The 18,069-nt window shown below is 69.7% G+C and carries 15 protein-coding genes; 1 reads left to right on the forward strand and 14 read right to left on the reverse strand.

Annotation, left to right across the window (positions count from 1 at the left end):
* Positions 1-30 precede the first annotated feature (30 nt).
* From nuoN to OG599_RS13825, 14 genes are read right to left on the reverse strand one after another with little or no spacing between them, the layout of a single operon-like run.
* Positions 31-1,695, reverse strand: a complete 1,665-nt coding sequence (nuoN, locus tag OG599_RS13760) for an NADH-quinone oxidoreductase subunit NuoN (protein WP_327176256.1) — start codon at positions 1,693-1,695, stop codon at positions 31-33.
* A complete protein-coding gene (locus OG599_RS13765) occupies positions 1,692-3,263 on the reverse strand; it encodes an NADH-quinone oxidoreductase subunit M (protein WP_327176257.1) in 1,572 nt (523 codons plus the stop codon). The genes nuoN and OG599_RS13765 overlap by 4 nt, the downstream gene beginning before the upstream one ends.
* A 4-nt stretch (positions 3,264-3,267) precedes the next feature.
* Entirely contained in the window at positions 3,268-5,163 is a 1,896-nt protein-coding gene (gene nuoL / locus OG599_RS13770) for an NADH-quinone oxidoreductase subunit L (protein WP_327176258.1), read from the reverse strand.
* Between the two features lie 11 nt (positions 5,164-5,174).
* Positions 5,175-5,474 carry an NADH-quinone oxidoreductase subunit NuoK gene (gene nuoK / locus OG599_RS13775; protein ID WP_266705390.1) on the reverse strand — a complete coding sequence of 100 codons (300 nt, stop codon included), beginning with the start codon at positions 5,472-5,474 and terminating at the stop codon, positions 5,175-5,177.
* On the reverse strand, positions 5,471-6,352 hold the full coding sequence (locus OG599_RS13780; RefSeq protein WP_327176259.1) for an NADH-quinone oxidoreductase subunit J: 882 nt from the start codon (positions 6,350-6,352) through the stop codon (positions 5,471-5,473). Before OG599_RS13780 ends, nuoK begins: the two co-directional genes overlap by 4 nt.
* Positions 6,349-7,077 (reverse strand): NADH-quinone oxidoreductase subunit NuoI, encoded by a 729-nt coding sequence (gene nuoI, locus OG599_RS13785; RefSeq protein ID WP_327176260.1) that lies wholly within the window; start codon positions 7,075-7,077, stop codon positions 6,349-6,351. Before nuoI ends, OG599_RS13780 begins: the two co-directional genes overlap by 4 nt.
* Positions 7,070-8,473, reverse strand: a complete 1,404-nt coding sequence (gene nuoH, locus OG599_RS13790) for an NADH-quinone oxidoreductase subunit NuoH (protein ID WP_327176261.1) — start codon at positions 8,471-8,473, stop codon at positions 7,070-7,072. The genes nuoI and nuoH overlap by 8 nt, the downstream gene beginning before the upstream one ends.
* Positions 8,470-10,977, reverse strand: coding sequence for an NADH-quinone oxidoreductase subunit G (locus OG599_RS13795; RefSeq protein WP_327176262.1), 2,508 nt, complete (start codon positions 10,975-10,977; stop codon positions 8,470-8,472). The genes nuoH and OG599_RS13795 overlap by 4 nt, the downstream gene beginning before the upstream one ends.
* Positions 10,974-12,353: an NADH-quinone oxidoreductase subunit NuoF gene (gene nuoF / locus OG599_RS13800; protein ID WP_327176263.1), complete on the reverse strand. Its 1,380-nt coding sequence runs from the start codon at positions 12,351-12,353 to the stop codon at positions 10,974-10,976. Before nuoF ends, OG599_RS13795 begins: the two co-directional genes overlap by 4 nt.
* Positions 12,353-13,174, reverse strand: a complete 822-nt coding sequence (nuoE, locus tag OG599_RS13805) for an NADH-quinone oxidoreductase subunit NuoE (protein ID WP_327180028.1) — start codon at positions 13,172-13,174, stop codon at positions 12,353-12,355. The genes nuoF and nuoE overlap by 1 nt, the downstream gene beginning before the upstream one ends.
* 29 nt (positions 13,175-13,203) lie before the next feature.
* Positions 13,204-14,526 carry an NADH-quinone oxidoreductase subunit D gene (locus OG599_RS13810; RefSeq protein ID WP_327176264.1) on the reverse strand — a complete coding sequence of 441 codons (1,323 nt, stop codon included), beginning with the start codon at positions 14,524-14,526 and terminating at the stop codon, positions 13,204-13,206.
* Entirely contained in the window at positions 14,526-15,317 is a 792-nt protein-coding gene (locus OG599_RS13815) for an NADH-quinone oxidoreductase subunit C (RefSeq protein ID WP_327176265.1), read from the reverse strand. Before OG599_RS13815 ends, OG599_RS13810 begins: the two co-directional genes overlap by 1 nt.
* Positions 15,314-15,868: a NuoB/complex I 20 kDa subunit family protein gene (locus OG599_RS13820; RefSeq protein WP_111337185.1), complete on the reverse strand. Its 555-nt coding sequence runs from the start codon at positions 15,866-15,868 to the stop codon at positions 15,314-15,316. The genes OG599_RS13815 and OG599_RS13820 overlap by 4 nt, the downstream gene beginning before the upstream one ends.
* A gap of 15 nt (positions 15,869-15,883) precedes the next feature.
* Positions 15,884-16,243 carry an NADH-quinone oxidoreductase subunit A gene (locus OG599_RS13825; protein WP_266705409.1) on the reverse strand — a complete coding sequence of 120 codons (360 nt, stop codon included), beginning with the start codon at positions 16,241-16,243 and terminating at the stop codon, positions 15,884-15,886.
* A 962-nt stretch (positions 16,244-17,205) separates the two neighbouring features.
* Here OG599_RS13825 and OG599_RS13830 point away from each other — a divergent pair.
* The gene (locus OG599_RS13830) at positions 17,206-18,063 is read left to right on the forward strand and encodes a C40 family peptidase (RefSeq protein WP_327176266.1); all 858 of its coding nucleotides are present in this window, start codon (positions 17,206-17,208) and stop codon (positions 18,061-18,063) included.
* The last annotated feature ends 6 nt before the right edge of the window (positions 18,064-18,069 follow it).

Below are 18,069 nucleotides of genomic sequence, written 5' to 3' on the forward strand. Positions count from 1 at the left end.
TGCGTCACGCCGCTACCCACAGTCGCACCGCTACCGCACGAAGATCCCCGCCTGGCTCGCCAGGTCCAGGAAGTACTGCGGGGCGAGGCCCAGCACCAGGGTGACCGCGACGCCGATGCCGATGGTGGTCATCGTCAGCGGGGACGGGACGGCGACCGTGGGGCCGTCCGCCTTCGGCTCGCTGAAGAACATCAGGACGATGACTCGGATGTAGAAGAACGCGGCGATCGCCGAGGAGATCACACCGACCACCACGAGCCCGCCCGCGCCGCCGTCCGCCGCCGCCTTGAAGACGGCGAACTTGCCGGAGAAGCCCGAGGTGAGCGGGATACCGGCGAAGGCCAGCAGGAACACCGCGAAGACGGCGGCGGTCAGCGGGGAGCGCCGGCCGAGCCCGGCCCACTTCGACAGGTGGGTCGCCTCGCCGCCCGCGTCGCGCACCAGGGTGACGACGGCGAAGGCGCCGACCGTCACGAAGGAGTAGGCGACGAGGTAGAAGAGGACCGAGGAGATGCCCTCCGGGGTGGTCGCGATGACACCCGCGAGGATGAACCCGGCGTGGGCGATCGAGGAGTAGGCGAGCAGCCGCTTGATGTCGGTCTGGGTGATCGCGACGATCGCGCCGCCCAGCATGGTGACGATGGACACGCCCCACATGACCGGCCGCCAGTCCCAGGTGAGGCCGGGGAGCACGACGTACAGCAGGCGGAGCAGCGCGCCGAACGCGGCGACCTTGGTGGCGGCGGCCATGAAGCCGGTGACCGGGGTCGGTGCGCCCTGGTAGACGTCCGGGGTCCACATGTGGAACGGCACGGCGCCGACCTTGAAGAGGAGCCCCATCAGGATCATCGCGCCCCCGATGAGGAGCAGCGCGTCGTTGCCCATGGTGGAGGCGAGGGCGGGGTCGATCTCGGTGACCGAGCCGTCGACGACGCTCGCGATGGTGGCGTACGAGACGGAGCCCGCGTAGCCGTAGAGGAGGGCGATCCCGAAGAGGAGGAACGCCGACGAGAACGCGCCGAGCAGGAAGTACTTCACCGCGGCCTCCTGCGACATCAGCCGCTTGCGGCGGGCGAGGGCGCAGAGGAGGTAGAGCGGCAGGGAGAAGACTTCGAGCGCGACGAAGAGGGTCAGCAGATCGTTGGCGGCCGGGAAGACCAGCATGCCCGCGATGGCGAAGAGGACGAGCGGGAAGACCTCGGTGGTGGTGAACCCGGCCCTGACCGCCTGCTTCTCGCTGTCGCTGCCCGGGACGGACCCGGCCTGGGCGACGAAGGAGTCGACCCGGTTGCCGTGCGAGGCGGGGTCGAGCCGCCGCTCGGCGAAGGTGAAGACCGCGACCAGCGAGGCCAGCAGGATGGTGCCCTGCAGGAACAGCGCCGGTCCGTCCACCGCGACGGCGCCCATCGCCGCGATGTGGGCCTTGGTCGTGCCGTACCCGCCGGCGGCGAGCCCGACGACCGCGGCGAACGCGGCGGCCAGGGCGACGACGGTGAGGAGGACCTGCGTGAGGTACCGGGCCCGGCGGGGCACGAAGGCTTCCGCCAGGACGCCGAGCACCGCCGCGCCGACCACGATCAGGACGGGTGAGAGTTGGGCGTACTCGATGGTGGGGGCCGTGAACTTCACGTCCGGGGCGGCCGTCGTCACCCCGCCCGCCACGGTCCACAAGCTGTGGACAGCTGTTGCGCTCACTGGGCGGCCTCCACCTCGGGCTGGGGGTCCTGCTTCTGTACGTCGGACATGGTGTGCTGCACCGCCGGGTCGACGATCTCCGTGAGCGGCTTCGGGAAGACGCCCAGGAAGAGCAGCAGCGCGATCAGCGGTACGACCACCACCAGCTCACGGACCCGCAGGTCCGCCATGCCCTGGACGGTGGCCTTCACCGGGCCGGTCATGGTCCGCTGGTAGAGGACCAGGACGTAGAGCGCGGCGAGCACGATGCCGGTGGTGGCGATGATCCCGGCCACCGGGTAGGCGCTGAACACCCCGACCAGGACCAGGAACTCGCTGACGAACGGGGCGAGCCCCGGCAGCGAGAGGGTGGCGAGACCGCCGACGAGGAAGGTGCCCGCGAGGATCGGGGCGACCTTCTGCACTCCGCCGTAGTCCGCGATCAGGCGGGAGCCGCGCCGGGTGATGAGGAATCCGGCGACCAGCATCAGCGCGGCGGTCGAGATGCCGTGGTTGACCATGTAGAGCGTGGCGCCCGACTGGCCCTGGCTGGTCATCGCGAAGATGCCCAGGATGATGAAGCCGAAGTGCGAGATCGACGCGTAGGCGATCAGCCGCTTGATGTCGCGCTGGCCGACCGCGAGGAGCGCGCCGTACACGATGGAGACCAGCGCGAGGGCGAGCACCACCGGGGTGGCCCACTTGCTGGCCTCCGGGAAGAGCTGGAGGCAGAAGCGGAGCATCGCGAAGGTGCCGACCTTGTCGACGATCGCGGTGATCAGCACGGCGACGGGTGCGGTCGCCTCGCCCATGGCGTTGGGCAGCCAGGTGTGCAGCGGCCAGAGCGGGGCCTTCACCGCGAAGGCGAAGAAGAACCCGAGGAAGAGCCACCGCTCGGTGCTGGTCGCCATCTCCAGGGAGCCGTTCGCGCGGGCCTCGGCGATCTCGGAGAGCGAGAAGCTCCCGGCGACGGCGTACAGCCCGATGACGGCGGCCAGCATGATGAGGCCGCCGACGAGGTTGTAGAGGAGGAACTTCACGGCGGCGTACGAGCGCTGGGCCGCGGCGTTCTCGTCGGTGCCCGCGTGGGCCCGGTCCCCGAAGCCGCCGATGAGGAAGTACATCGGGATGAGCATGGCTTCGAAGAGGATGTAGAAGAGGAAGACGTCGGTGGCCTCGAAGGAGAGGATCACCATCGCCTCCACCATCAGGATCAGGGCGAAGAAGCCCTGGGTGGGGCGCCACCGGGAGTTGTGCGTCTCCAGGGGGTCGGCGTCGTGCCAGCCGGCCAGGATCACGAACGGGATGAGCAGCGCGGTGAGCGCGAGGAGCGCCACTCCGATGCCGTCCACGCCGAGTTCGTACCGGACGCCGAAGTCGGCGATCCAGGCGTGCGACTCGGTGAGCTGGTAGCGGGCGCCGCCGGGCTCGAAGCGGACCAGCACGATCGCCGCGAGGACCAGGGTGGCCAGCGAGACGAGCAGCGCCAGCCATTTCGCGGCGGTGCGCCGCTGGGCCGGGACGGCGGCGGTGGCGATGGCACCGATCGCGGGGAGCGCCGCCGTCGCTGTCAGGAGGGGAAAGGACATGTGATCAGACCGCCCTCATCAGCAGGGTCGCGGCGATGAGGACCGCCGTACCGCCGAACATCGAGACCGCGTAGGAGCGGGCGTAGCCGTTCTGCAGTTTGCGCAGCCGGCCGGAGAGCCCGCCGACCGTGGCGGCCGTGCCGTTGACGACGCCGTCGACCAGGGAGTGGTCGACGTAGACCAGGGAGCGGGTGAGGTGCTCGCCGCCGCGGACCAGGACGACGTGGTTGAAGTCGTCCTGGAGGAGGTCGCGGCGGGCGGCCCGGGTGAGCAGCGAGCCGCGCGGGGCGAGGGCGGGCACCGGCCGGCGGCCGTACATCGCCCAGGCGATGGCGACGCCGACGACGAGCACCACCATGGTGGCGCCGGTGACGGTGGTCGCGCCGACCGGGGAGTCCCCGTGGTCGTGGCCGGTGACGGGCTCCAGCCAGTGCAGGAACCGGTCGCCGATGGAGAAGAAGCCGCCCGCGAAGACCGAGCCGAAGGCGAGCACGATCATGGGGATCGTCATCGACTTCGGGGACTCGTGCGGGTGCGGCTCGTGGCCGTCGGCGTCGGGCTGCCAGCGCTTCTCGCCGAAGAAGGTCATCAGCATCACGCGCGTCATGTAGAACGCGGTGATCGCGGCGCCCAGCAGGGCGACGGAGCCGAGGATCCAGCCCTCGGTGCCGCCCTTGGCGAAGGCCGCCTCGATGATCTTGTCCTTGGAGAAGAAGCCGGAGAGGCCGGGGAAGCCGATGATGGCGAGGTAGCCGAGGCCGAAGGTGATGAAGGTGACCGGCATGTACTTCCGCAGGTCGCCGAACTTCCTCATGTCGACCTCGTCGTTCATGCCGTGCATGACCGAACCGGCACCGAGGAAGAGCCCGGCCTTGAAGAAGCCGTGCGTCACCAGGTGCATGATCGCGAAGACGTACCCGATGGGGCCGAGGCCCGCGGCGAGGACCATGTAGCCGATCTGCGACATCGTCGAGCCGGCCAGTGCCTTCTTGATGTCGTCCTTGGCGCAACCGACGATCGCACCGAACAGGAGCGTGACCGCTCCGACGATCGCGACGACGAGCTGCGCGTCCGGGGCGGCGTTGAAGATCGCACCGGAGCGGACGACGAGGTAGACGCCGGCGGTGACCATGGTCGCGGCGTGGATGAGGGCGGAGACCGGGGTCGGGCCCTCCATCGCGTCGCCGAGCCAGGACTGGAGCGGCACCTGCGCGGACTTGCCGCAGGCGGCGAGCAGCAGCATCAGGCCGATCGCGGTGAGCTTGCCCTCGCTGGTGTCGCCGGTCGCTCCGAGCACCGGCCCGAAGGCGAAGGTGCCGAAGGTGGTGAACATCAGCATGATCGCGATGGAGAGGCCCATGTCGCCGACCCGGTTGACCAGGAAGGCCTTCTTGGCGGCGGTGGCCGCGCTGGGCTTGTGCTGCCAGAACCCGATGAGGAGGTACGAGGCGAGGCCGACGCCCTCCCATCCGACGTACAGCAGCAGGTAGTTGTCGGCGAGGACCAGGATGAGCATCGCCGCGACGAAGAGGTTGAGATAGCCGAAGAAGCGGCGACGGCGTTCGTCGTGCTCCATGTAGCCGATCGAGTAGATGTGGATCAGGGTGCCCACACTGGTGATCAGCAGCACGAACGTCATCGACAGCTGGTCGAGCTGGAAGGCGACGTCGGCCTGGAAGCCCTCCACGGGAATCCAGCTGAACAGCTTCTGGTGCAGCAGGCGTTCTTCGGCGCCCTTGCCGAGCATGTCGGCGAAGAGCACCACGGCCAGGACGAACGACACGGCGGCGAGCAGGGTGCCGAGCCAGTGTCCGGCCCGGTCGAGACGGCGGCCCCCGCACAGCAGGACGGCCGCTCCGAGCAGGGGCGCCGCGATGAGCAGCGCGATCAGGTTCTCCACGATTCAGCCCCTCACAGCTTCATCAGGCTGGCGTCGTCGACCGAGGCCGAGTGGCGGGAGCGGAACAGCGACACGATGATCGCCAGCCCGACGACGACTTCCGCGGCGGCGACGACCATCGTGAAGAACGCGATGATCTGACCGTCGAGGTTGCCGTGCATGCGGGAGAAGGTGACGAAGGCGAGGTTGCAGGCGTTGAGCATCAGCTCCACGCACATGAACACCACGATCGCGTTCCGCCGGATCAGCACCCCGCAGGCGCCGATGGTGAACAGCAGAGCTGCCAGGTAGAGGTAGTTGACCGGATTCACTGGGTGTCCTCCCCGTTCCCGGCGCGGTCGGTGGGGCTCCCCGTTGACGCTGACGCGCCCCGGGCGGAGAGGGCGGTGGAGCGTCCGAGCCGCTCACCGGACCGCTGTTCCAGTGCCCTGAGGTCGGCGAGCGCCTCCTCGGAGACGTCGCGGATCTGTCCGCGGTCGCGCAGGGTGCGCATCACGGTCAGCTCGGACGGGGTGCCGTCGGGCAGCAGACCGGCGATGTCCACGGCGTTGTGCCGGGCGTAGACGCCGGGGGCGGGCAGTGGCGGCAGGTGGTTCGAGCGGACCCGGGCCTCGGACATCTCCCGCTGGGTCTGCGCGCGCTCGGTGCGTTCCTTGTGGGTGAGCACCATCGCCCCGACCGTCGCGGTGATGAGGAGGGCACCGGTGATCTCGAACGCGAAGACGTACTTGGTGAAGATGAGGTTGGCGAGTCCCTCGACGTTCCCCCCGTGCACGGCGTTGGCGGTGCCGAGGCCGTTGAAGCTGTTCAGGGAGGCGTTGCCGATGCCGGCGACGAGCAGCACCCCGAAGCCGAGACCGCATCCGGCGGCCAGCCAGCGCTGGCCCTTGAGGGTCTCCTTCAGCGAGTCCGCGGCGGTGACGCCGACGAGCATCACGACGAAGAGGAAGAGCATCATGATCGCGCCGGTGTAGACGACGACCTGCACGATGCCGAGGAAGTACGCGCCGTTGGCGAGGTAGAACACCGCCAGCACGATCATGGTCCCGGCGAGCGAGAGCGCGCTGTGCACGGCCCGCTTCATCAGGACGGTGAAGAGGGCGCCGAGCAGGGCGACCGTACCGAGGATCCAGAACTGGACGGCCTCGCCGGTCGAGGTGGTGGAGGCCGCTGCGGCCAGCGCGCTCATGCGCCCGCTCCCCTCTGACCGTGCGAACCGTGTCCGTGCGAACCGTGTCCGTGGCCCGCGTGGGCGTGGTCGTGCTCGTGGGACGCGGCCGACGCGGCTTCGGAGCCGGGCACCTTTGACGCGTCGTCGGGCTTCTCCCCCTTGGACACCGCCCTCTGGCGCTCGGCGCCGGGGGCGGCCTCGGTCACCAGGCCCCGGTAGTAGTCCTGTTCGTCCATGCCGGGGAAGATCGCGTGCGGGCTGTCGACCATGCCCTCCTCCAGCCCCGCGAGCAGCTCGTCCTTGGTGTAGATGAGGCTGGCGCGGGTGGTGTTGGCGAGCTCGAACTCGTTGGTCATCGTGAGCGCCCGGGTGGGGCACGCCTCGATGCAGAGACCGCAGAGAATGCAGCGCGCGTAGTTGATCTGGTAGACGCGGCCGTACCGTTCGCCCGGGGAGTACCGCTCCTCGTCGGTGTTGTCGGCGCCCTCGACGTAGATGGCGTCGGCCGGACAGGCCCAGGCGCACAGCTCGCAGCCGATGCACTTCTCCAGGCCGTCCGGGTGCCGGTTGAGCTGGTGACGGCCGTGGAAGCGCGGCGCCGTCACCTTCGGCGTCTCCGGGTACTGCTCGGTGAGCCGCTTCTTGAACATGGCCTTGAAGGTCACGCCGAAGCCGGCCACGGGGTTCTGGAACTTGTCGTTCGAAGCCGCTGGGCCCTGAGAGGGCTCTGGTGACTCAGACACGGTCGGCCTCCTTTCCGTCACTCACGTTTCCGTCACTCTGAGTATCGGGGCCACCACTGACAACGAGCTCCCGTTCGCGGCGCGGAGTGCGCCGGGGCACGGGCGGCAGGGTCTGTCCGGGCAGCGGTGGTACGGGGAACCCGCCCGCCATCGGGTCGAACTCGGGCGGCGGGCCCGCCTTCGCCTCCTCCTCGCGGCCCTTGCGGTCGCGGAAGGAGTCGGCGAGGAAGGAGATCAGCAGCACCGCGATCACGGCGCCCGCGACGTAGAGCACGATCTTCGAGAAGTCGTACCCCTCGTTGTTCAGGGCGCGCACGGTGGCGACCATCATCAGCCAGACCACGGAGACCGGGATGAGGACCTTCCAGCCGAGCTTCATCAGCTGGTCGTAGCGGACGCGGGGCAGCGAGCCGCGCAGCCAGATGAAGAAGAAGAGGAGCAGCTGGACCTTGACGACGAACCAGAGCATCGGCCACCAGCCGTGGTTCGCGCCCTCCCAGAAGGTGCTGATCGGGTACGGGGCCCGCCAGCCGCCCAGGAAGAGGGTCGCGGAGACCGCGGAGACCGTCACCATGTTCACGTACTCGGCGAGCATGAACATCGCGAACTTGATGGAGGAGTACTCGGTGTTGAAGCCGCCGACGAGGTCGCCCTCGGACTCCGGCATGTCGAACGGGGCGCGGTTGGTCTCGCCGACCATGGTGACGATGTAGATGATGAACGAGACCGGCAGCAGCACGATGAACCAGCGGTCGGCTTGCGCTTCCACGATCTTCGAGGTCGACATCGACCCGGAGTAGAGGAAGACCGAGGCGAACGCGGCGCCCATCGCGATCTCGTAACTGATCATCTGGGCGCAGGACCGGAGTCCGCCGAGGAGCGGGTAGGTCGAGCCGGAGGACCAGCCGGCGAGGACGATGCCGTAGATGCCGACCGAGGCGACCGCGAGGATGTAGAGCATCGCGATCGGCAGGTCGGTGAGCTGCATCGTCGTACGGTGGCCGAAGATCGACACCTCGTTGCCGGACGGGCCGAACGGGATCACGGCGATCGCCATGAACGCCGGGATGGCCGCGACGATCGGCGCGAGGATGTAGACGACCCGGTCGGCGCGCTTGACGATCAGGTCTTCCTTCAGCATCAGCTTGACGCCGTCGGCGAGCGACTGGAGCAGCCCCCAGGGGCCGTTCCGGTTGGGGCCGATGCGCAACTGCATCCAGGCGACGACCTTGCGCTCCCAGACGATCGCGAAGAGCACGGTCACCATCAGGAACGCGAAGCAGAAGACCGCCTTGACGACGACCAGCCACCAGGGGTCGGTGCCGAACATCGAGAGGTCCTCGGCGGCCAGCGGGACACCGCCGGGCGCCGTGGCCAGGTGAGCGAGGCTGTTCACGCTCGCACCTCCGGTGAGTGGGCGGGGGCTGCGGTGGTGGCGGGGCCGATGCGGACCAGGCCGCCGGGGCGGGAGCCGGTCTGCGCGGGGACGCCGCGTCCGGTGGAGTTGAGCGGTACCCAGACCACCCGGTCCGGCATCTCGGTGATCCGCAGCGGGAGTTCGACGCTGCCGGCGGGTCCGGTGACGGCGAGCAGGTCGCCGTCCTTCACCCCGGTCTCGGCCGCGGTGTGCGCGGAGAGCCGGGCGACGGCGGCGTGCCGGGTGCCGGCCAGCGCCTCGTCGCCCTCCTGGAGCCGGCCGAGGTCGAGCAACATGCGGTGGCCGGCGAGGATCGCCTCGCCGTCGCCGGGCCGGGGCAGCGGGCGTCCGGTCTCCCTCGGGACGCTCGCGTGCGAGCCGGTCCAGCCGCCGAGCCGGTCGAGTTCGCGGCGGGCGGCGGCGAGGTCGGGCAGCCCGAGGTGGGCGTCGAGGGCGTCGGCCAGCATGTGCAGCACCCGGCCGTCGGTCGGCGCGAGGGTACGGGTCATCTGCTCGGGCTTCAGCGCCGCCTCGAACATCCGGGCGCGGCCTTCCCAGTTGAGGAAGGTGCCGGACTTCTCGACGACGGCGGCCACCGGCAGCACCACGTCGGCGCGTTCGGTGACCTCGCTGGGCCGCAGCTCCAGCGAGACGAGGAAGCCGACCTGGTCCAGCGCGGCGAGCGCGGCGGCCGGGTCCGGCAGGTCGCGGGGTTCGACGCCCGCGACGAGCAGCGCACCGAGTTCGCCGGTGGCGGCGGCGCCGAGGATCTGGGCGGTGTCGCGCCCGTGGCGGGCGGGCAGGTCGGTGAGGCCCCAGAGGGCGGCGACCTCCTGGCGGGCGCGCGGGTCGGTGGCCGGGCGGCCGCCGGGCAGCAGGGTCGGCAGGGCCCCGGCTTCCAGCGCCCCGCGCTCCCCGGCCCGGCGCGGAATCCACACCAGGGCGGCGCCGGTGGCGGTGGCGGTGCGCAGGACGGCGGTCAGTGCGCCGGGGACCCCGGCGAGCCGTTCGCCGACGACGATGACGGAGTTCTCGCCGCGCAGCGCTTCGGCGGCGGCCGCTCCGGCCTCGTCGAGCCCGACGCCTCCGGCGAGCGCGTCCAGCCACTCGGTCTCGGTACCGGGGGCGGCCGGCAGCAGGGTGCCGCCCGCCTTCTCCAGCCCGCGGGTGGCGTGCGAGGCGAGCGCCCAGGTCCGCTGGCCGTGCTTGCGCTGGGCCTTGCGGAGCCGGAGGAAGACGCCGGGCGCCTCCTCCTCGGACTCGAATCCGGCGAGCAGGACCGCCGACGCCTTCTCCAGCGAGGTGTAGGTGACACCCTCGCCGTCCAGGTCGCGGCCGCGTCCGGCGACGCGGGCGGCCAGGAAGTCGGCCTCCTCGCCGCTGTGCACCCGGGCCCGGAAGTCGATGTCGTTGGTGTCCAGGGCGACCCGCGCGAACTTGCTGTACGCGTAGGCGTCCTCGACGGTGAGCCGCCCGCCGGTCAGCACCCCGGCCCGGCCGCGTGCCGCGCCGAGTCCCGCGGCGGCGGCGGCGAGCGCCTCCGGCCAGGAGGCGGGTTCGAGGTCGCCGTCGGCGTTGCGGACCAGCGGGGTGGTGAGCCGGTCGCGCTGCTGGGCGTAGCGGAAGCCGAAGCGTCCCTTGTCGCACAGCCACTCTTCGTTGACCTCGGGGTCGTTGGCCGCGAGGCGGCGCATGACCTTGCCGCGCCGGTGGTCGGTGCGGGTGGCGCAGCCGCCCGCGCAGTGCTCGCAGACCGAGGGCGAGGAGACCAGGTCGAAGGGGCGCGAACGGAAGCGGTACGCCGCCGAGGTGAGCGCCCCGACCGGGCAGATCTGGATGGTGTTGCCGGAGAAGTACGACTCGAAGGGGTCGCCCTCGCCGGTGCCGACCTGCTGGAGCGCGCCGCGTTCCAGCAGCTCGATCATCGGGTCGCCGGCCACCTGGTTGGAGAACCGGGTGCAGCGTGCGCAGAGCACGCAGCGTTCGCGGTCCAGCAGCACCTGGGTGGAGATCGGGACGGGCTTCTCGAACGTCCGCTTGCGTCCGTCGAACCGGGATTCGGCGCCGCCGTGCGAGAGCGACTGGTTCTGGAGCGGGCACTCGCCGCCCTTGTCGCAGACCGGGCAGTCCAGCGGGTGGTTGATGAGCAGCAGCTCCATCACACCCTTCTGGGCCTTCTCGGCGACGGGCGAGGTGAGCTGCGACTTGACGACCATGCCGTCGGTGCAGGTGATGGTGCAGGAGGCCATCGGCTTGCGCTGGCCCTCCACCTCGACGATGCACTGGCGGCAGGCGCCGGCCGGGTCGAGGAGCGGGTGGTCGCAGAACCGGGGGATCTCGATGCCGAGTTCCTCGGCGGCGCGGATGACGAGGGTCCCCTTGGGGACGCTGGTCTCGATGCCGTCGATGGTCAGCGTGACGAGGTCCTCGGGCGGTACGGCCGCCTGTCCGCCCCCGGAGGGCGCACTGGTGGTGACTGTCATGCGTTCACCCCCCGGTGAGCGTCTTGGTCGTCGGTGTCTTTGTCGTCGGCCCAGAGGGTCGACTTCGCGGGGTCGAAGGGGCAGCCCTTGCCGGTGATGTGCTGCTCGTACTCCTCGCGGAAGTACTTCAGCGAGGAGAAGATCGGCGAGGCGGCACCGTCGCCCAGCGCGCAGAAGGACTTGCCGTTGATGTTGTCGGCGATGTCGTTGAGCTTGTCGAGGTCGCCGGGGCGGCCCTTGCCCGCTTCGATGTCGCGGAGCAACTGGACGAGCCAGTAGGTGCCTTCGCGGCAGGGCGTGCACTTGCCGCAGGACTCGTGGGCGTAGAACTCGGTCCACCGGGTGACGGCCCGCACCACGCAGGTCGTCTCGTCGAAGCACTGGAGCGCCTTGGTGCCGAGCATGGAGCCTGCGGCGCCGACGCCCTCGTAGTCGAGGGGGACGTCGAGGTGCTCGTCGGTGAACATCGGGGTGGACGAGCCGCCCGGGGTCCAGAACTTGAGGCGGTGCCCGGCGCGGATGCCGCCGCTCATGTCGAGCAGCTGGCGGAGCGTGATGCCGAGCGGGGCCTCGTACTGGCCGGGGCTGGTGACGTGGCCGCTGAGCGAGTAGAGCGTGAAGCCCGGGGACTTCTCGCTGCCCATCGACTTGAACCAGTCCTTGCCGCGCTGGAGGATCGCGGGAACCGAGGCGATGGACTCCACGTTGTTCACCACGGTGGGGCAGGCGTACAGACCGGCGACCGCGGGGAAGGGGGGCCGCAGCCGGGGCTGGCCGCGCCGTCCTTCGAGGGAGTCGAGGAGCGCCGTCTCCTCGCCGCAGATGTACGCCCCGGCGCCCGCGTGCACGGTCAGTTCGAGGTCGAGACCCGGGCCGAGGGCGTCCTTGCCGAGGTAGCCGGCCGCGTACGCCTCGCGGACGGCTTCGTGCAGCCGCCGCAGGACGGGCACGACCTCGCCGCGCAGGTAGATGAAGGCGTGCGAGGAGCGGATCGCGTAGCAGGCGATCACGATGCCCTCGATGAGGCTGTGCGGGTTGGCGAAGAGGAGCGGGATGTCCTTGCAGGTGCCGGGCTCCGACTCGTCGGCGTTGACGACGAGGTAGTGCGGCTTGCCGTCGCCCTGCGGGATGAACTGCCACTTCATCCCGGTGGGGAAGCCGGCGCCGCCGCGTCCGCGCAGACCGGAGTCCTTGACGTACGCGATGAGGTCGTCGGGCGTCATGGCGAGGGCCTTGCGCAGGCCCTCGTACCCGTCGTGGCGGCGGTAGCTCTCCAGCGTCCAGGGCTCCGCCTCGTCCCAGTGGGCGGAGAGCACCGGGGCGAGGAGCTTCTCGGGGCTGGTCCCGTTCCTGTCGATCTCGGCGGCCAAGGTCATCACTCCCCCTCCTCGGCTGCGGGTCCGGCCGGGTGGTCCGGGTCGGAGGCCGATGTCTGCTGCGGTGCGTCGTGCGAGCTGAGGTGCTCGGACGGCGAGGGATCGTGCGGCTGGTCCGCGGGGACGTCCCGGCGCTGGGCGACGACCCGGTGTCCCGGGGTGGTTTCGCCCTTGGCGAGGCGGAGCCCGACCAGGGAGGCGGGTCCGGCGCCGCCGCTCGCGGCGACCGCGCCGGGGCGCTCGTCGGGGAACCCGGCGAGGATGCGGGCGGTCTCCTTGTACGAGCAGATCGGGGCGCCCCGGGTGGGTTCGACGGTCCGCCCGGCGATGAGGTCGTCGACGAGCTTCGTCGCGCTCTCGGGGGTCTGGTTGTCGAAGAACTCCCAGTTCACCATCACGACGGGTGCGTAGTCGCAGGCCGCGTTGCACTCGATGTGTTCGAGGGTGACCTTGCCGTCGTCGGTGGTCTCGTCGTTGCCGACGCCCAGGTGCGTCTTGAGCCGGTCGAAGATGGCGTCGCCGCCCATGACCGCGCAGAGGGTGTTGGTGCAGACGCCGACCTGGTAGTCGCCGCTGGGCTTGCGCCGGTACATCGTGTAGAAGGTCGCGACGGCCGTGACCTCCGCCGTGGTGAGCCCGAGAAGTTCGGCGCAGAGGGCCATGCCCGTACGGGAGACGTACCCCTCCTCGGACTGGACGAGGTGGAGCAGCGGCAGCAGCGCGGAGCGGCTGTCGGGGTAGCGGGCGATCACCTCCCGCGCGTCCGTTTCGAGCCGGGCCCGTACGTCGTCGGGGTAGGCGGGGGCGGGGAGCTGCGGCATCCCCAGACTGACCTCTTGATTCGCTGCGGTCACCGGTCGACGCCTCCCATCACGGGGTCGATGGACGCGACGGCGACGATGACGTCGGCGACCTGGCCGCCCTCGCACATCGCCGCCATGGCCTGGAGGTTGGTGAAGGACGGGTCGCGGAAGTGGACCCGGTAGGGGCGGGTGCCGCCGTCGGAGACGACGTGCACGCCGAGTTCGCCCTTGGGCGATTCGACGGCGACGTACGCCTGCCCGGCGGGGACCCGGAATCCCTCGGTCACCAGCTTGAAGTGGTGGATCAGGGCCTCCATGGAGGTGCCCATGATCTTCTTGATGTGTTCGAGCGAGTTGCCGAGTCCGTCCGGTCCGAGCGCGAGCTGCGCGGGCCAGGCGATCTTCTTGTCGGCGACCATGACCGGGCCGGGTGCCAGCCGGTCCAGGCACTGTTCGACGATCCGCAGCGACTGGCGCATCTCCTCCACGCGGATGAGGAAGCGCCCGTAGGAGTCGCAGGTGTCGGCGGTCGGCACGTCGAAGTCGTACGTCTCGTAGCCGCAGTACGGGTCGGTCTTGCGCAGGTCGTGCGGGAGGCCGGCGGACCGCAGGACCGGGCCGGTGGCGCCGAGCGCGACGCAGCCGGTGAGGTCGAGGTAGCCGACGTCCTCCATGCGCGCCTTGAAGATCGGGTTGCCGGTGGCGAGCTTGTCGTACTCCGGCAGGTTCCGCTTCATGGTGGTGATGAAGGAGCGGATCTGGTCGACCGCACCGGGCGGCAGGTCCTGGGCGAGGCCGCCGGGGCGGACGAACGCGTGGTTCATCCGGAGCCCGGTGATCAGCTCGAAGAGGTCGAGGATCAGCTCGCGGTCGCGGAACCCGTAGATCATGATCGTGGTGGAGCCGAGCTCCATGCCGCCGGTGGCGATGCACACGAGGTGCGAGGAGATCCGGTTCAGCTCCATGAGCAGGACGCGGATCACGCTGGCGCGGTCGGGGATCTGGTCCTCGATGCCGAGGAGCTTCTCGACCGCGAGGCAGTACGCCGTCTCGTTGAAGAACGGCGTCAGGTAGTCCATGCGCGTGACGAACGTGGTGCCCTGGGTCCAGTTCCGGAATTCGAGGTTCTTCTCGATGCCGGTGTGGAGGTAGCCGATGCCGCAGCGGGCCTCGGTGACGGTCTCGCCGTCGATCTCCAGGATCAGCCGCAGCACGCCGTGCGTGGACGGGTGCTGGGGCCCCATGTTGACGATGATGCGTTCGTCGTCGGACTTACCGGCCGCCTCGACGACCTCGTCCCAGTCGCCGCCGGTGACTGTATATACAGTCCCCTCGGTCGTGTCGCGGGGCGTTGCGTGGGAAGTGGTCATCAGGAGTACGACCTCCGCTGGTCCGGAGCCGGGATCTGGGCGCCCTTGTACTCGACGGCGATGCCGCCGAGCGGGTAGTCCTTGCGCTGCGGGAAGCCCTGCCAGTCGTCCGGCATCATGATCCGGGTGAGCGCGGGGTGCCCGTCGAAGACGAGCCCGAAGAAGTCGTACGCCTCGCGCTCGTGCCAGTCGTTGGTCGGGTAGACCGCGACCAGCGAGGGAACGTGCGGGTCGCTGTCGGGCGCGGACACCTCCAGCCGGATCAGCCGGCCGTGGGTGAGGGACCGCAGGTGGTACACGGCGTGCAGCTCGCGGCCCTTGTCGCCGAGGAAGTGGACCCCGCTGACGCCGGTGCAGAGCTCGAAGCGGAGCGCCGGGTCGTCGCGCAGGGTGCGGGCGACGGTCACCAGGTGCTCGCGCGCGATGTGGAAGGTCAGCTCGCCGCGGTCGACCACGGTCCGCTCGATGGCGTTCTCGGGTACGAGTCCCTGCTCGTCCAGGGCGCCTTCGAGCTCGTCGGCCACCTCGTCGAACCAGCCGCCGTACGGGCGGGGGCTCGCGTGCGGCAGCCGTACCGTCCGGACGAGCCCGCCGTAACCGGAGGTGTCGCCGCCGTTGTTGGCGCCGAACATCCCCTTCCGTACGCGGATGACCTCGCCTCCGTCGCCCCGGGGGGTGGGGAGGGCGGTGCCGTTGGCGTTCTGGCCGTCGGCGCTCTGGCCGTTCGTACCGTGGGCGCCGTTCTGGCCGCTGGCGGCGGCGCCGTTGCCGCCGCTGGGGTTGTCGCTCACCGGAGGAGCCCCTTCATCTCGATCAGGGGGAGCGCCTTGAGGGCCGCCTCCTCCGCCTCGCGGGCGGCTTCCTCCGCGTTGACCCCGAGCTTGGAGCCCTGGATCTTCTGGTGGAGTTTGAGGATGGCGTCCATCAGCATCTCGGGACGCGGCGGGCACCCCGGCAAATAGATATCGACGGGGACAATGTGGTCAACACCCTGAACAATGGCGTAATTGTTGAACATACCGCCCGATGAAGCACAAACCCCCATGGAAATGACCCACTTGGGGTTCGGCATCTGGTCGTAGACCTGCCGCAGCACGGGCGCCATCTTCTGGCTGACCCGCCCGGCGACGATCATCAGGTCCGCCTGGCGCGGCGACCCGCGGAAGACCTCCATCCCGAAGCGGGCGAGGTCGTACCGCCCGGCTCCGGTCGTCATCATCTCGATGGCGCAACAGGCGAGGCCGAAGGTGGCGGGGAAGACGGAGGACTTCCGTACCCATCCGGCGGCCTGCTCGACAGTGGTCAGTACGAAGCCACTTGGCAGTTTCTCTTCGAGTCCCATGTGCCCCTCAGCCCCTCAGTCCCATTCCAGGCCGCCGCGCCGCCACACGTACGCGTAGGCGACGAAGACGGTGAGCACGAAGAGCAGCATCTCCACGAGCCCGAACATCCCCAGGGCGTCGAAGGTGACGGCCCAGGGATAGAGGAAGACGATCTCGATGTCGAAGACGATGAAGAGCATCGCCGTCAGGTAGTACTTGATGGGGAAGCGACCGCCACCGGCGGGAGTCGGAGTGGGTTCGATACCGCACTCGTACGCTTCGAGCTTTGCCCGGTTGTAGCGCTTGGGGCCGATAAGCGTGGCCATGACCACGGAGAAGATCGCAAACCCTGCCCCGAGGGCGCCGAGCACGAGGATGGGCGCGTAGGCATTCACGCTCCTCGCTCCTTCCAGTCGTCCTTGACCGTTGGACCGCATCGGGCGACCGGCTCCCCGCCTCACCAAGATCGTGCACATGTGAGGCAGTTCACAAGCCCGACTGCCCCGCATACTATGCCCGCCGTCCTGTGATCTGCGACACGGGGTACACCAACGCCTTTGTGATCTCCACCACCTGACGAACGATCATGAAGTCGGATGAGCGGAGATGTTCACACGAGAAGCGGCCAAGTGATCACGAGTGGTGACATTCGAAGGTGTTACCGCTGGTCAACGCGGTGGCGCACTATCAACCGATGGCCACCGTGCGCAAATTGGCGATGGACAGGCGTGGGTGATATAGGGATTCGCCGGATTCGATGCCACTCGGACGAGGGATTGCGCGGAACGATGTGGACATCACGCCGCAAGGGCGAACTTCCGGGCGTACCGGGCGCGGAGAGGTGCCGGGGCGGGGCACCCCGAGGGCGACGGGACTGGTCGAAGCAGGTCGCGAATCCGTCGGCGGGCGAGTCTGTGAACGGGGGCACGAGCGCCCGGGGCGATCTTCCGATGGATGCGGCGGAGACGTCGAGTGCGAGGTGCCCACCGCCGCTCGCGCGCGCCTCGACACGGGGTGCGCGGACCTCTCGCCGGAGCACGCCCGCCGCGCGCGGGGCGGACGCGGGGCCCGCGCACGCGGTTGCCCTTCACAGGTGGCACACGCAGTGACCTGCGTCACGTCGAACCTGCCCCGAATCAAGCGGGCTTGGCCATCGGAGTGAACAGATGGTAAGCGACGGGCAATTCGGGCGTATTGCCAAAACCCCGTGATCACGGCGTTATAGATGCGTGTCCAATTTGCCCGTTACGGGGTCAATAAAGGTTCCACGCAAGCGGATTCTCAGATTCCGGACGTAACTGTGGCGCAACACACGTTTCTTGATGGGAGCCCTACAGCCCTGATAGCGCTAGTACCCATGTCCCACACCGCTCACATACCCAGCCACCGGAAGCCCCGTCAGCGATCGTCCAAGACGACGCTGCGGGCCGGAGTTGCCGGTGGCGTGCTCAGCACCATCGCGGTCGCAGGCGCTGCCGGCCCCGCGCAGGCCGAGCCGGTGACCCAGACCATCGAGATGCCCACCATCACCGTCGGGCTCTCCACCGCCCTCGACGCCTCCGTACAGGCCACGCAGCAGGTCGCCCTCGACCTCCAGACGCGTGCGTCCGAGGACGCCGCGGCCGAGAGCGCCGCGAAGACGGCGGCCAAGGCCAAGGCCGAGGCCGTCCGCAAGGCCGAGGCCAAGAAGAAGGCCGAAGCGGCCGCGAAGGCCAAGGCGGAGGCCGAGGCCAAGGCGGAAGCCGAGGCGCGCGCCTCCCGCAGCGCCGCGCGCACCACGCTCAGCGCCTCCTCCGGCTCCTCCACCACCGCGACGACCACCGCCGCCACCTCCTCGTCGTCGTCCTCGTCGAGCGTCTCCGGCTCCGCCGCCGCGGTGGTCGCGTTCGCCAAGGCGCAGGTCGGCGACGCGTACGTCTCCGGCGGCACCGGCCCGAACTCGTGGGACTGCTCGGGCCTGGTCCAGGCCGCGTACGCCTCGGTCGGCGTCAGCCTGCCGCGCGTCTCCCAGGACCAGTCGGTGGCCGGTACGCAGGTCTCGCTGGACAGCCTCCAGCCCGGCGACATCCTCTACTGGGGCGGCGCGGGCAGCGCGTACCACGTGGCGATCTACGTGGGCGGCGGCCAGTTCGTCGGCGCGCAGAACTCCAGCACCGGCACGGTCCAGCGCGACCTGAGCTACGACCAGCCGACGGGCGCGGTGCGGGTTCTCTGACCGGTG

Origin of the sequence: Streptomyces sp. NBC_01335, from assembly GCF_035953295.1 — a bacterium.
Lineage (GTDB): Bacteria > Actinomycetota > Actinomycetes > Streptomycetales > Streptomycetaceae > Streptomyces.